This window comes from Nocardioides sp. P4_G4 (assembly GCF_056401085.1).
Map to the genome: position 1 here is coordinate 1 of NZ_JBFUKA010000028.1, position 14,394 is coordinate 14,394.

The 14,394-nt window shown below is 71.1% G+C and carries 13 protein-coding genes; 3 read left to right on the forward strand and 10 right to left on the reverse strand.

Features of this window, described 5'->3' with window-relative positions:
- The 8 genes from AC1DQF_RS08445 to AC1DQF_RS08480 form a co-directional block, all read right to left on the reverse strand.
- Positions 1–1,579: NADH-quinone oxidoreductase subunit G (locus AC1DQF_RS08445; protein ID WP_477524771.1), on the reverse strand; the 1,579-nt coding region annotated here is incomplete at its 3' end.
- Positions 1,576–2,886: an NADH-quinone oxidoreductase subunit NuoF gene (nuoF, locus tag AC1DQF_RS08450; RefSeq protein ID WP_477524772.1), complete on the reverse strand. Its 1,311-nt coding sequence runs from the start codon at positions 2,884–2,886 to the stop codon at positions 1,576–1,578. The genes AC1DQF_RS08445 and nuoF, both read right to left, overlap by 4 nt.
- Positions 2,883–3,785 carry an NADH-quinone oxidoreductase subunit NuoE gene (gene nuoE / locus AC1DQF_RS08455; RefSeq protein WP_477524773.1) on the reverse strand — a complete coding sequence of 301 codons (903 nt, stop codon included), beginning with the start codon at positions 3,783–3,785 and terminating at the stop codon, positions 2,883–2,885. Before nuoE ends, nuoF begins: the two co-directional genes overlap by 4 nt.
- A gap of 67 nt (positions 3,786–3,852) precedes the next feature.
- Positions 3,853–5,193, reverse strand: a complete 1,341-nt coding sequence (locus AC1DQF_RS08460) for an NADH-quinone oxidoreductase subunit D (RefSeq protein WP_477524774.1) — start codon at positions 5,191–5,193, stop codon at positions 3,853–3,855.
- On the reverse strand, positions 5,193–5,960 hold the full coding sequence (locus tag AC1DQF_RS08465) for an NADH-quinone oxidoreductase subunit C (protein ID WP_477524775.1): 768 nt from the start codon (positions 5,958–5,960) through the stop codon (positions 5,193–5,195). The genes AC1DQF_RS08460 and AC1DQF_RS08465 overlap by 1 nt, the downstream gene beginning before the upstream one ends.
- On the reverse strand, positions 5,957–6,511 hold the full coding sequence (locus AC1DQF_RS08470) for a NuoB/complex I 20 kDa subunit family protein (RefSeq protein WP_477524776.1): 555 nt from the start codon (positions 6,509–6,511) through the stop codon (positions 5,957–5,959). Before AC1DQF_RS08470 ends, AC1DQF_RS08465 begins: the two co-directional genes overlap by 4 nt.
- A gap of 4 nt (positions 6,512–6,515) precedes the next feature.
- On the reverse strand, positions 6,516–6,875 hold the full coding sequence (locus AC1DQF_RS08475) for an NADH-quinone oxidoreductase subunit A (protein ID WP_477524777.1): 360 nt from the start codon (positions 6,873–6,875) through the stop codon (positions 6,516–6,518).
- A 189-nt stretch (positions 6,876–7,064) separates the two neighbouring features.
- Complete coding sequence (locus AC1DQF_RS08480) at positions 7,065–7,754, reverse strand: demethylmenaquinone methyltransferase (RefSeq protein ID WP_477524778.1); 690 nt, start codon at positions 7,752–7,754, stop codon at positions 7,065–7,067.
- Positions 7,755–7,836: 82 nt separating this feature from the next.
- On the opposite strand from AC1DQF_RS08480, the gene AC1DQF_RS08485 reads away from it, so the two are divergent.
- Together AC1DQF_RS08485 and AC1DQF_RS08490 are read left to right on the forward strand one after the other, a co-directional pair.
- Positions 7,837–8,880 carry a L,D-transpeptidase family protein gene (locus AC1DQF_RS08485; protein ID WP_477524779.1) on the forward strand — a complete coding sequence of 348 codons (1,044 nt, stop codon included), beginning with the start codon at positions 7,837–7,839 and terminating at the stop codon, positions 8,878–8,880.
- 91 nt (positions 8,881–8,971) lie between these two features.
- Entirely contained in the window at positions 8,972–10,255 is a 1,284-nt protein-coding gene (locus tag AC1DQF_RS08490; protein WP_477524780.1) for an isochorismate synthase, read from the forward strand.
- Positions 10,256–10,280: 25 nt separating this feature from the next.
- On the opposite strand, the gene AC1DQF_RS08495 is transcribed toward AC1DQF_RS08490, so the two are convergent.
- Positions 10,281–10,916, reverse strand: a complete 636-nt coding sequence (locus AC1DQF_RS08495) for an MBL fold metallo-hydrolase (RefSeq protein WP_477524781.1) — start codon at positions 10,914–10,916, stop codon at positions 10,281–10,283.
- Between the two features lie 150 nt (positions 10,917–11,066).
- Here AC1DQF_RS08495 and AC1DQF_RS08500 point away from each other — a divergent pair, with 150 nt between their 5' ends.
- Positions 11,067–12,287: a glycoside hydrolase family 16 protein gene (locus tag AC1DQF_RS08500; protein ID WP_477524782.1), complete on the forward strand. Its 1,221-nt coding sequence runs from the start codon at positions 11,067–11,069 to the stop codon at positions 12,285–12,287.
- Between the two features lie 230 nt (positions 12,288–12,517).
- Here the strand turns inward: AC1DQF_RS08500 and AC1DQF_RS08505 are convergent, their stop codons facing one another.
- On the reverse strand, positions 12,518–14,392 hold the full coding sequence (locus tag AC1DQF_RS08505) for a Na+/H+ antiporter (RefSeq protein WP_477524783.1): 1,875 nt from the start codon (positions 14,390–14,392) through the stop codon (positions 12,518–12,520).
- Between the last annotated feature and the right edge of the window lie 2 nt (positions 14,393–14,394).

Sequence of the window (14,394 nt, forward strand, 5' to 3'; positions counted from 1 at the left end):
CGACACGGGCCGAGGGGTCACCGGCGGGGCGACCGCCGGGGAGCAGGGTGGGCAGGCAGCCGGCCTCGACCGCACCGCGGTCCCCGGCACGACGCGGCACCCAGGCGAGACGCGCCCCGGTCGTGCGGGCCAGCTCGACGGCGGCGGTCAGGGCTCCGTGGTGCTGGGCGAGCCGCTCGCCGACCAGGATGACGCCGCCGGAGTCGAGGGCGGTGGTGCCGTCCTCGGCCAGCGCGCGCAGCGCCTCGGCCTCCCCACCCGGGGCGGTCGGGATCAGCCGGCCCTTCATCTTGCCGAGGCCGCGGGTCGCGAACGGCGCGAGGGCGACGACCTTGGTCGACCCCTTCGACGCCTTGCGCAGCCGCAGGAAGATCGTGGCGGCCTCGTCCTCGGGCTCCAGGCCCGCCAGCACGACGACCGAGGCGCGCTCGAGGTCGTCGTACGTGACGTCCATGGAGAGGGCGACACGGGAGGCCAGGAAGTCGGCCTCCTCGGCGGTGTGCGGCCGGGCCCGGAAGTCGATGTCGTTGGTGCCGAGGGAGACGCGGGCGAACTTGGCGTAGGCGTATGCGTCCTCGGCGGTCAGGCGACCGCCGGGGAGGACGGCCGCGCTGCCGGCGGCGTGCAGGCCGCGGGCCGCGACCGCGAAGGCCTCGGGCCAGGACGCGGGGCGCAGCTCCCCGTCCTCGCGCACCATCGGGTGGGTGAGGCGGTCGTCCTGCCGGGCGTAGTGGAAGGCGAAGCGGTCCTTGTCGCTGATCCACTCCTCGTTGACCTCGGGGTCGTTGCCGGCCAGCCGGCGCATGACCTTGCCACGACGGTGGTCGACCCGGATGGCCGCACCGCAGGCGTCGTGCTCGGCCACACCGGGAGTCGAGACGAGGTCGAAGGGGCGCGAGCGGAAGCGGTACTCCGCACTGGTGAGCGCCCCCACCGGGCAGATCTGGATGGTGTTGCCGGAGAAGTAGGACAGGAAGGGCGCGTCGTCGGCGATGCCGATCTGCTGCTGCGCGCCACGCTCGACCAGGGCGATGAACGGGTCGCCGGCGATCTCGTCGGAGAACCGGGTGCAGCGCTGGCACACGATGCAGCGCTCCCGGTCGAGCAGCACCTGCGCCGAGAGGTTGATCGGCTTGGGGAAGGTCCGCTTGACCCCCTCGAAGCGGGTCTCGCCGCGGCCGTTGGACATCGCCTGGTTCTGGAGGGGGCACTCGCCGCCCTTGTCGCAGACGGGGCAGTCCAGCGGGTGGTTGACGAGCAGGAACTCCATGATCCCCTGCTGCGCCTTGTCGGCCACCGGGCTGGTGGCCTGGGTGCTGACGACCATGCCCTCGGCGACCGTGATCGTGCACGATGCCTGCGGCTTGGGGATCGGCTTGCCGTTGCCGGCGTCCGGGATGTCGACGAGGCACTGGCGGCAGGCACCCACGGGCGCGAGCAGCGGGTGGTCGCAGAACCGCGGGATCTGCACGCCGACCTGCTCGGCGGCGCGGATGACCAGCGTTCCCTTGGGGACGCTGACCTCGACGCCGTCGATGGTCAGCGTGACCTGGTCAACCTTGGCCGGGGTGGTCGTCATGCGGTGGCTCCGGTGTGGGCGAACGCCGTCGATGCGTTCGGGTCGAACGGGCACCCACCGTGGGAGAGGTGGGCGAGGTACTCGTCTCGGAAGTACTTGATCGAGCTGGAGATCGGGCTGGTCGCGCCGTCACCGAGGGCGCAGAACGAGCGGCCCAGGATGTTCTCGCACTGGTCGAGCAGCAGGTCGAGGTCGGACTCCGCCCCCTCCCCCTTCTCGAGGCGGGCCAGGGTCTGCACCAGCCACCACGTGCCCTCGCGGCACGGGGTGCACTTGCCGCACGACTCGTGCTTGTAGAACTCGGTCCAGCGCAGCACGGCGCGCACGACGCAGGTGGTCTCGTCGAAGAGCTGGAGCGCGCGGGTGCCCAGCATCGAGCCGGCCGCGCCCACCCCCTCGAAGTCGAGGGGCACGTCGAGGTGGTCGGTGGTGAGCAGCGGTGTGCTGGAGCCGCCGGGGGTCCAGAACTTGAGCTCGTGACCCTCGCGGATGCCGCCGGCGAGGTCGATCAGCTCGCGCAGCGTGATGCCCAGCGGGGCCTCGTACTGGCCGGGGCGGGTGACGTGGCCCGAGAGGCTGAAGATGCCGAAGCCCTTGGACTTCTCGGTGCCCATCGAGGCGAACCACTCGGCGCCGCGGCCGATGATGCTCGGCACGGACGCGATGGACTCGACGTTGTTGATGACGGTCGGGCTGGCGTAGAGGCCGGCGACCGCGGGGAACGGCGGGCGCAGGCGCGGCTGGCCGCGGCGACCCTCGAGCCCCTCGAGGAGCGCCGTCTCCTCGCCACAGATGTAGGCACCGGCACCGGCGTGCACGACGACGTCGAGGTCGTAGCCCGAGCCGTGGATGTCCTTGCCGAGGTGGCCGGCCAGGTAGGCCTCCTGCACGGCACGCTGGAGGCGGCGTACGACGTGCAGCACCTCGCCCCGCACGTAGATGAAGGCGTGGTTGGCGCGGATGGCGAACGAGCTGATGATGACGCCCTCGACCAGGGTGTGCGGGCTGGCCATCATGAGCGGGATGTCCTTGCAGGTCCCCGGCTCGGACTCGTCGGCGTTGACCACGAGGTACTTCGGCTTGGGGTTGTCCTGCGGGATGAAGCCCCACTTCATCCCGGTGGGGAAGCCTGCGCCGCCGCGGCCGCGCAGGCCGGAGTCCTTGACCGCGGTGATGATCGCGTCGGGGTCCATCGCCAGCGCCGTGCGCATGGCCTCGTAGCCGCCGCGCTGCTCGTACGACGCCAGCGTCCAGGAGCGCTCGGCGTCCCAGTTGTCGGTGAGGACGGGGGTCAGGGTGCTCGTCACGTGGCCTCCTCGGTTCCCTGGGCGTCGTCCTCGTGCTTGAGGTCGGCGTCGGAGCGCTGGACGGCGCCCTCGGAGTCCTGGCGGTCGGCCTCGTGGCTGCCGTCAGCACCCGTGGCGGACTCGGCCGGCTCGGCGGCGGTCCGGCCGGCGGCCTCGCCGCCCGGGGCGGTCCAGCCGTTGTCGCGCGCGATGCCCAGGCCCACCAGGGACGCGGGGCCGGCGGACGGCCCCTCGTCGGCGAGGTCGTCGGGGAAGCCGGCGAGCACCCGCTCGGCCTGCTTCCAGGAGCACAGCCGCGGGCCGCGGGTGGAGCGGACCTCGGCGCCGGCGCGCAGGTCGTCGACGACCCGGACGGCGGAGTCCGGGGTCTGGTTGTCCATGAACTCCCAGTTGACCATCATCACCGGGGCGTAGTCGCAGGCCGCGTTGCACTCGATGTGCTCGAGGGTGACCTTGCCGTCGGCGCTCGTCTCGTCGTTGCCGACGTCGAGGTGCTCCTTGAGCCGCTCGAAGATCAGGTCGCCGCCCATCACCGCGCACAGCGTGTTGGTGCAGACGCCGACGAGGTAGTCGCCCACCGGCTTGCGCTTGTACATCGTGTAGAACGTCGCGACCCCGCTCACCTCGGCCGCGGAGATGCCGAGGATCTCGGCGCACGCCTCGATGCCCTCGGGCGTCACCCGACCCTCCACCGACTGCACGAGGTGCAGCATCGGCAGCAGGCCGGACCGGGCCTCGGGGTAGCGGCCCGCGATCTGGCGCAGCTCGACCAGTGTCTCGGCCCCCAGCACGCCGTCGTCGGCGCCGAAGCGCTCGGGGCTGGGCGCCGCGTAGGAGGCGGTGCTGACCGCCAGGCCGGGATCCACGGCCGGGGCGGTCGTGGGGTCGTTCGAGGTCATCGGGGTCCCCTCGGAGTAGTCGAGCGGAGGAGCGAAGCGGAGGAGATCGAGAACTCCGTGGGGTGATTCATCGGTCGACCCCTCCCATCACGGGGTCGATCGAGGCGATGGCGACGATGACGTCGGCGACCATCCCGCCCTCGCTCATCACGCTGGTGGCCTGCAGGTTGGTGAAGGACGGGTCCCGGAAGTGGGTCCGGAAGGGCCGGGTGCCGCCGTCGGAGACGACGTGGGCCCCGAGCTCGCCGCGCGGCGACTCGATCGGGACGTAGGCCTGCCCGGCCGGCACGCGGAAGCCCTCGGTCACCAGCTTGAAGTGATGGATCAGCGCCTCCATCGACTCGCCCATGATGTGGCGGATGTGGTCGAGGGAGTTGCCCATGCCGTCGGAGCCGATCGAGAGCTGGCTGGGCCAGGCGATCTTCTTGTCGGCGATCATCACCGGTGCGCCCTCGAGGTCGGCGAGGCGGCGGGCCGCCTGCTCGACGAGCTTCAGGGACTCGTCCATCTCGGCGAGGCGCACCCGGAAGCGGCCGTAGGCGTCGGCGGTGTCCCAGGTCTGGACGTCGAAGTCGTAGTCCTCGTAGCCGGAGTAGGGCTGCGTCTTGCGCAGGTCCCAGGCGTAGCCGGCGGAGCGGAGCGGGGGGCCGGAGAGACCCAGCGCCAGGCAGCCGGCGAGGTCGAGGTGGCCGACGCCCTCGAGGCGGGCCTTGAAGATGGGGTTGGCGTTGCACAGGGCGGCGTACTCGGGAAGGCGCTTCTTCATCAGGGAGACGAAGTCGCGGATCTCGTCGAGGGCACCGGGCGGGAGGTCCTGGGCCACGCCGCCGGGGCGGATGAACGCGTGGTTCATGCGCAGGCCGGTGATCAGCTCGAAGAGGTCGAGCACCAGCTCGCGCTCACGGAAGCCGATCGTCATGACGGTGAGGGCACCGATCTCCATGCCGCCGGTCGCGATGCAGACCAGGTGGGAGGAGATGCGGTTGAGCTCCATGAGGAGGACCCGCATGACCTGCGCCTTCTCGGGGATGTCGTCCTCGATGTCGAGCAGGCGCTCCACGCCCAGGACGTACGTCGCCTCGTTGAAGAACGGCGAGAGGTAGTCCATCCGCGTGACGAACGTCGTGCCCTGCACCCAGGAGCGGTACTCCATGTTCTTCTCGATGCCGGTGTGGAGGTAGCCGATGCCGCAGCGGGCCTCGGTGACCGTCTCGCCCTCGAGCTCGAGGATCAGGCGGAGCACGCCGTGGGTCGACGGGTGCTGGGGTCCCATGTTGACGACGACCCGCTCGTCGGCGGCGTCGCCGAGGCCCTGGGTGATCGAGTCCCAGTCCTGGCCGGTGACGGTGAAGACCTTGCCCTGGCTGGTGTCGCTGGGGTCGGCGTACAGATCCTGGTCGGTGGACATCAGTTGTAGCTCCTCCGCTGGTCGGGCGGCGGGATGGACCCACCCTTGTACTCCACGGGGATGCCGCCCAAGGGGTAGTCCTTGCGCTGCGGGTGGCCCGGCCAGTCGTCGGGCATCAGGATCCGGGTCATGGCGGGGTGGCCGTCGAAGACGATCCCGAACATGTCCCAGGTCTCACGCTCGTGCCAGTCGTTGGTGGGGTAGATGCTCACCAGGCTGGGCACGTGGGGGTCCGCGTCGGGGCACGAGACCTCGAGGCGGATGCGACGGTTGTGGGTCATCGAGAGCAGGTGGTAGACCGCGTGCAGCTCGCGTCCGGTGTCGTCGGGGTAGTGCACGCCACTGACGCCCGAGCAGAACTCGAAGCGCAGCGCGTCGTCGTCGCGCAGCATCTGCGCCACGAAGGGCAGGTCCTCACGGCGCACGTGGAAGGTGATCTCGCCGCGGTGGACGACGACCGACTCGATCGCCGCGGTCAGGTCGGTGGCGCCGAGCCTGGCCTCGAGCGCGTCGGCGACCTCGTCGAACCACCCGCCGTACGGACGCTGCGAGGGGGCGGGGAAGACGATGGGCGCGACCATGCCGCCGTAGCCGGACGTGTCGCCGGTGCCGGAGACACCGAACATGCCGCGGCGCTCGCCGCTCGAGCGCACCTCGGTGCCCTCGCCGCGGGGGGCGGGGAGGTTCTCCGGGGACTGCTCGACGGCCGGCTGGTCGACGTGCGCCGACTCCGGCTTGTCCGAGGGGTTGTCCAGCGGGTTGCTCATCGCAGCAGGCCTCGCATCTGGCTGGTCGGCAGCGCCCGGAGGGCCTGCGTCTCGAGCTCCTCGATCTCGGCGAGCCGGTTGGCGCCGAGCTTGGTGGCCTGCACCTGGTCGTGGAGCTTGAGGATCGCGTCGATGAGCATCTCGGGGCGCGGCGGGCAGCCGGGGAGGTACATGTCGACGGGGACGACGTGGTCGACGCCCTGCACGATCGCGTAGTTGTTGAACATGCCGCCCGAGCTGGCGCAGACGCCCATCGCGAGGACGTACTTGGGCTCGGCCATCTGGTCGTAGATCTGGCGCAGGACGGGCGCCATCTTCTGGCTGACCCGGCCGGCGACGATCATCAGGTCGGCCTGGCGCGGGCTGGCGCGGAAGACCTCCATGCCGAAGCGGGCCAGGTCGTACTTCGGGCCGCCCGACGTCATCATCTCGATGGCGCAGCAGGCCAGGCCGAAGGTCGCCGGCCAGAAGGACGCCTTGCGCATGTAGCCGGCGACGCCCTCGACGGTGGTCAGCAGCACGCCGCTCGGAAGCTTCTCTTCGATACCCATCAGGTCAGTCCCACTCCAGTCCGCCGCGACGCCAGACGTACGCGTAGGCCACGAACACCGTGGCGATGAAGATGACCATCTCGATGAGCCCGAAGAGCTTCATGGCGTCGAAGTGCACGGCCCACGGGTAGAGGAAGATGATCTCGATGTCGAAGACGATGAAGAGCATCGCGGTGATGTAGTACTTCACCGGGAACCGCCCACCGCCGACCGGCTGCGGCGTGGGCTCGATGCCGCACTCGTAGGAGTCGAGCTTGGCGCGGTTGTAGCGCTTGGGTCCGACGAGAGAGCTCATCACGACCGAGCCCACCGCGAAGGCCGCGGCGAGTGCCGCGAGCACGAGTACCGGCGTGTAGAGCTCCATCGAACCTGCCCCTCCCATGTCCCCTAAGCAAGCAACAGTCGCCTGAGCAGTCACGCCCGAGCCACCACGACGAGGTCGCATGTGACTTTGTGAACTAGTTCACTAGTGGCGCAGACCACAGTGTAGGACGCGGTGTGCGCCGCGTCACGCAGGGGTCGTGCAGGGGTGGCGCGGGGGTCGCGACGGGCGTCAGGCGGTCGCGCGGTGCAGGGCGACGATGCCGCCCGAGAGGTTGCGCCACTGCGGGGTCTGCCACCCGGCGGCGCCGATCATCGCAGCCAGCCCCTGCTGGTCGGGCCACGCCCGGATGGACTCGGCGAGGTAGACGTAGGCGTCCGGGGAGGACGAGACGGCCCGCGAGATCGCCGGCAGCGCCTTCATCAGGTACTCCATGTAGACGGTGCGGAACGGCCGCAGGGTCGGGCTGCTGAACTCGCACACCACCAGGCGCCCGCCCGGGCGCGTCACCCGGCGCATCTCGCGCAGCCCGGCCTCGGGGTCGACGATGTTGCGCAGCCCGAAGGAGATGGTGACCGCATCGAAGGTGCCGTCCGCGAACGGCAGGCGGGTGCCGTCGCCGGCCGTGAAGGGCAGGTGCGGCCGCGCCCGCTTGCCGACCCGGAGCATCCCGAGCGAGAAGTCGCAGGGCACGACGTGGGCGCCGGCGTCCGCGAACGGCTGGCTGGACGTGCCGGTGCCGGCCGCGAGGTCGAGCACCCGGTCGCCGTACGACGGGGCGACGGCGTCGATGACCTCGCGCCGCCAGCGCCGGTCCTGGCCCAGCGAGAGCACGTCGTTGGTGACGTCGTAGCGCTGGGCGACCGCGTCGAACATGCGTCGGACGTCGGTCGGCTGCTTGTCGAGCTCTGCACGGGCCACGCCGCGAGCGTAGTGCGGACGCAACCGCACGCCGTCGGTGGGCGTCTCTACGATGACGACACTCGCCTACCTCGGAGACCCCATGCCTCTCACCCCGACGCCCGTTCGCCGGACGCCCCTCACCACCGCCGCCGGCCTCCTGCTGGCGATGGTGCTCGCCGTCGGCCTCGCGGTGGTCGGCGCGACCTCTCTCACCGCTCCGGCCGGTGCCACGGACGCAGGCACGCCGGCCGCCAGGGCGGCCTTCACCCCCCTGCGCCTCGGCGACACGGGCTGGCGGGTGYGCGAGCTGCAGAGCCGCCTCCACCAGCTCGGCCTGCACTCCGAGGTCGTGACGAGCCGCTTCGACGCCCAGACCCGGGACGGGGTGCGCACCTTCCAGGCCCGTCGGCACCGCGAGACCACCGGCCGCGTCGACGAGCGGACCTGGTCGACCCTGGTCGCCGTCACCACCGACCCCACCCGCGAGGCCCTGCACAACATCTACACGCCGGGCCCCGCCCTGCTCGCCGCCGGCGACCGCGGCCTGGCCGTGCGCCGCCTCCAGGCCCGGCTCGAGCAGCTGCGCTGGTGGACCGGCGACGTCACCGGCGTCTACGACGCCCGCACCACCGAGGCCGTGCGCGGGTTCCAGGACAAGCGACGGATCCCGGTGACCGGCGAGGTCGACCGACGGACCCTCGACCGGCTGGCTTCGATGACGCGGCAGCCCACCAAGGCCGAGCTCTTCAACATCGTGCCCCAGGGCCCGACGCTCGACCCGCGCTGCATGACCGGGCGCGCCATGTGTGTCGACAAGACGTCGCGGTCGTTGCGCTGGGTCGTCGACGGCGTGGTCAAGACCCGCTTCGACGTGCGCTTCGGCTCCGACGAGCTGCCGACGCGCGAGGGGGCGTTCTCGGTGTTCCGCAAGAGCCGCGACCACGTCTCCAGCCTCTACAACACCTCGATGCCGTTCGCCATGTTCTTCTCCGGCGGGCAGGCGGTGCACTACTCCCCCGACTTCGCGGCCACCGGCTACAACGGCGCCTCGCACGGGTGCGTCAACGTGCGCGACTACGACGGGGTCCGCTGGCTCTTCGACCAGGTGCGCCTCGGCGACAAGGTGATCGTCTACCGCTCCTGACCGACCTACGGGCGTGACCCCCGCCACGACCCCCGTCACCGCCCGGATCCTGCATCCTGGCGGCGAGGGGTTCCCGCGTAGGCTCCGGGTCGTGACGAGTGCGGCGACCACCCCCACGGCGACCCCGTCCAGCCCCCTGGTGGTGCGGACGACCGCGGTCGACCTCGGGGACCCCGACTCGACCCGGCTCCTCGACCTGCTGCCCGCCGACGCACCGGTCACCTGGCTGCGCAACGGCGAGGGCCTGGTCGGATGGGGCGTGGCCGCCCAGGTGCGCACCCGCGGCACGGCGCGCTTCCGCGACGCGGACAAGTGGTGGGCCGAGACGACGGCGCGCGCCGTCGTCACCGACGAGGTGGTCGAGCCGGGCACCGGACTGGTCGCCTTCGGCTCCTTCGGCTTCGCCGACGACCCGGGCGACTCGGTGCTCGTCGTGCCCCGGGTAGTGCTCGGCCGCCGCGGCGACCGTGCCTGGGTGACCACGATCGGGGACGAGCCGCTCGCCGCCGCGCCCGTCCTGGCGCGGGCCGAGGTGCCGTGCGCCCCCGTGGGCCTGAGCTTCGCCGACGGGGCACTCAACGGCGAGGAGTGGATGTCCGTCGTGGCCGACGCCGTCGCCCGGATCAACGCCGGGGACCTCGAGAAGGTCGTCCTCGCCCGGGACCTCATCGCCACCTGCGACGAGCCCCTCGACGTCCGGTGGGCGCTGCACCGGCTGGCCACCGACTACGCGATGTGCTGGACCTTCCACGTCGACGGCCTCTTCGGCGCGACCCCCGAGATGCTGGTGCGTCGCGAGCGCGGCCTGGTCACCTCGCGGGTGCTCGCCGGCACCATCCGGCGTACCGGAGACGACGAGCGCGACCTGGCGCTCGCCGCGACGCTGGCCCGGTCCTCCAAGGACCTCGAGGAGCACGAGTACGCCGTCCGCTCCGTTGCCGACGCCCTCGAGCCGCACTGCTCGTCGATGAACGTGCCCGAGGCGCCGTTCGTCCTGCACCTGCCCAACGTGATGCACCTGGCCACCGACGTGGCCGGGGTCGTGCACGACGCCGCCACCGTCTCCTCCCTCCAGCTGGCCGAGGCGTTGCACCCCTCGGCCGCGGTCGGCGGGACCCCCACCCAGGAGGCCGTCGCCCTGATCGACGAGATCGAGGGAATGGCCCGTGACCGCTACGCGGGTCCGGTGGGCTGGATCGACGCCACCGGCGACGGCGAGTGGGGCATCGCCCTGCGTTCGGCGCTGGTCCAGGGGGCGACGGTGCGGCTGTTCGCCGGGTGCGGCGTGGTCGGCAGCTCCGACCCGGAGGCGGAGCTCGCCGAGGCCCAGGCCAAGTTCGTCCCGGTCCGCGACGCGCTCTCGGGCCGGATCTGACCCGGACTGTCGGGCCGGATCTGGATCAGAGGTCCTCGCCGGGCTGACGGCGCAGGTACTCCTGGCCCTCGGGCAGCAGGTTGGCCATGTGCGAGGCGACCATGTCGAGCCCGATGTCGCTGTAGACGCGGTCGTGGATGCCCAGGGAGCGTGGCGCCCCGACCTCGCGGACGAAGTCGATCGCCTCCCCGACCTTGAGCCACGGCGCGCTCACCGGGGCGAGCAGCAGGTCGACCGGGCGTCCGGGGGCGGTCAGCGCGTCGCCGGGATGGTAGACCGACTCCCCACCCACGGTCAGCAGGTAGCCGGAGTTGTCGAACCGGTCGTAGTCGGGGTGGATGACCGCGTGCTTCTCCCCCACCACCTCGACGGCGAGCCCGGACACCTCGAGGTGCTCCCCGGGTCGTACGACGCGCACCCGCTCGGCGACGTCGGGTGCCTGCTCCCGCAGCAGCCGGGCCACCGCCTCGATCGTCCAGATCGGCGCGTCGGAGCGGCGCAGCAGGTCGGGGTGCACGTGGTCGGCGTGCTCGTGCGTGATGAGCACGCCGGTGGCGCCGTCGAGCGCCTCGGGCTCGCTGAACACTCCCGGATCGAGGACCACGACGGCCCCGTCGTGCTCGATGCGGACGCAGGCGTGACCGAACTTCGTGAGGCGCATCCCCCCACAGTAGGCACGGATCCCGCATTCCGACCGTCTGTGTCCGGTCGCGGCGTTCGATGCAGGTCTTCAGGGGATCAAAGTTAGGGTGTGGTCGCCCTCGAGTGCTGTGGGGGAATGACAAACGCACCCGACCGATTGAGAGAACCCATGTCTGGACGCCGCGCCCTGGCAGGATCCCTGCTCGCGCTGCTGATGCCCGCCTCGATGATCCTGGTCACGCAGACCAGCTCGTCGAGTGCCGACACCAACGACTCCATCTCGACCTCCGTCAGCGAGCGTCGGGCCAAGGGCAAGACCCGCGTGAGCCTGGTGGCGCTGCCCCAGATCGTCGCGCAGGGCAAGTCCCCCGCCTCCGCCAACTCGGCCAAGGCCGGCCTGACCGCCACCGTCCGTCCCGCCAAGGTGGGCCGCCCCGTCGCCCTGGAGGTGAAGAAGGGCAGCAAGTGGAAGACGGTCAAGAAGTCCAAGCTCACGAAGAAGGGCGTCGCCAACTTCGGTGCCCCCATCTCCAAGGGCGGCCTCGCGCTGACCTACCGCGCCACCGCGCTGCCCTTCAAGGGCTCCAAGGGCGGCACCAGCAAGTCGGTCAGCACCGGCCGCTGGCTCACCCCGACCTGGACCGACGAGTTCTCGGGCAGCAGCCTGAACCCGGTCTGGAACCAGCGCGGCAGCGGCTACGAGCCCGAGAGCCTGCGCGCCTGCTCCAAGGGTGACGCGCGCGCCGTCTCCGTCGGTGGCGGCACCGCCCGCCTGAGCGTCATCAAGGACCCGGCCCGTTCCGACAAGTGCGTCGCCAAGAAGGACGGCAAGTCGACCGGCAAGTTCGCCTACCGCCTCAACGGCCACATCGGCACCCAGGGCGGCTTCTCCTTCAAGTACGGCTTCGCCGCTGCGCGCATCAAGTTCCAGAAGATGCGTGGCCAGCACGGCGCGTTCTGGATGCAGCCCGCCGCCAGCGTCAACGGTGCCAACGACCCGCGCCTGACCGGCGCCGAGATCGACGTCATCGAGTACTTCGGCGACAAGCACCCCGAGGGTGGCCTGACGTCGTTCGTCTACTCGAAGAACAGCAAGGGCCAGGGCGTCAAGACCGGCTCCTGGCTCAAGGACCCCACGTCCTTCCTGGCCAACAAGCGTGACGGCTGGTCGAAGAACTACCACGTGTTCTCGGTCGAGTGGACGCCCAGCGTCTACATCTTCCGCATCGACGGCCAGGAGACCTACCGCACCAAGGTGGGCGTCTCGGGTCAGCCGCAGTACCCGATCCTGAGCATGCTCGCGTCGGACTACGAGATCTCCAAGATCGGTAAGGACAGCAAGCTCCCCCAGTCGATGAACGTCGACTGGGTCCGGGTCTGGCAGGCCTGAGCCCCAGGCCTTCGGGCCACTGCTCCTCCGCACCACGTACGACGCGTCGTCCCGCTCCGGCGGGGCGGCGCGTCGTCGCATTTCGGGCGGCGGGACCCGGTGTCGAAGTCCCCGCCTGAGCGGGGAGTCTGTTGCTTTGTGACGGTTGCAACCGTCACAAAGCGCGAGAGTCCCCGCCTGAGCGGGGACTTCGACACAGCCTCACGGCCACGATCCGTACGCCGTGCCGCTCAGCCGGTGAGGTGGTGCACGTAGCACCAGCGCCAGTCCTCGCCGGGCTGGGCCGACTGCATGACCGGGTGCGTGGTCTCGTGGAAGTGCTCGGTGGCGTGCCGGAAGGGCGAGGAGTCGCAGCAGGCCACGAGACCGCAGGTCAGGCAGCGGCGCAGGGACACCCAGTGGACCCCGGCCTCGACGCACTGCGCGCAGACCAGGTCGTCGCCGACCGACGTCGGCGGCTGGGCCGGGGTCTCGTCGAGGTGGGGGCAGGTGTCGCCCCGCACGAGCCGGGCGTTGCGGCCCTCCTCGCGCTCCTCCTCGTCGGCAGTGGCCACGTCGAGCATCGACTCCTCGACGTCGAGCACCGCGAGCACCTCGCGGATGACGTCGCTGGCCACCGCGCCGGTGCTGCGGATCTCCAGCACCCGGCCCCGCTCGGCGTTGATCATGGCCAGCCGGACGCGGGCGTAGAGGTCGCTGGGCGATTCCTGGCCCGCCGTGGTCGACAGCCGCTCCCAGGCCGCGAAGTTGCGCTGCTCCACCCGCTGGCGGATCTGGTCGAGCACGCCGTGCGGGTCCTCGGTCTCCAGCTTGTCCAGCTCCTTGAAGCCGGCCTTGGAGGCCTGCTGCAGCACCGAGGCGCGGGCCAGGGCGTCGTCGAGCGGATCGGGTGAGGGGACCTGGAGGGTGCGGGCCACCCACGGCAGGGAGAGGCCCTGGATGAACAGGGTCCCGGCCACCACGGTGAAGGCGATGAGCAGCAGCACCTCGCGGTGCTCGGTGTCCTCGGGGATCACGAAGGCGGCCGCCAGGGTGACCACCCCGCGCATCCCGGCCCAGCCCAGGACGAAGGTGTACTGCCACGGCGGCAGCTGGCCGCTGTCGGGGTCCGGGCCCGGTCGGACGAGCAGGTAGCGGGTGGCGAAGACCCACACCATGCGCAGCACCACCGTGGTGAGGAGCGCCGCCCCGCACACGAGCGCGATCAGCTCGCCCGAGAGCTCGCTCTCGGCGACGCCCTCGAGGATCCAGCGGGCCTGGAGGCCGATGAGCAGGAAGACGGTGTTCTCCAGCAGGAAGGCGATGGTGCGCCAGTTGATGCGCTCCGCGATCCGGGACTGGGCGGTCTGGATGACGGGCGCCTTGTGCCCGAGAAGCAGGCCGGTGACCACGACCGCGATGACCCCCGAGGAGTGCAGCTCCTCGGCGAGGAGGTACGCCGCGAACGGCGTGACCAGCGAGATGGCGGTGTCCATGAGCGGGTCGGTGACAAGGCGCCGCATCTTGGCGACCACGAAGAAGACCCCGAAGCCGAGCAGTGCGCCGCCCAGCGAGGCCCACAGGAAGTCGAGGCCGACGTCGAGCGCCGCCACGCCCACGGAGCTGGCGGCCAGGGCGGTGCGCAGCGAGACCAGGGCGGTCGCGTCGTTGAGCAGCGACTCGCCCTCCAGGATGGTCACGATCCTCCGCGGCAGCCCGATCCGCCGCCCGATGGCGGTGGCGGCGACCGCGTCGGGCGGGGCCACGACCGCGCCGATGGCGATGCACAGTGGCCAGGAGATCGCCGGGACCAACCAGTGGACCACGGCACCGACGCCGAACGCGGTGAAGAGCACCAGCCCGACCGACAGCAGCAGGATCGACCGTCGGTTGGCGTTGAAGTCGACCAGCGACGTCTGCAGCGCGGCGGCGTACAGCAGGGGCGGCAGGAAGCCGAGGAGCACCACCTCGGCGTCGAGGCGCACCTCGGGCACGAACGACAGGTAGGTGCCGATGACACCGACGACGATCAGGAGCAGGGGGGCCGGCAGGTCGAACCGTTCGGCGAGCGCCGTCCCCGCGAGGACCACGATCACGAGGGCGACGAGGAACAGGGCGATCTCCACCC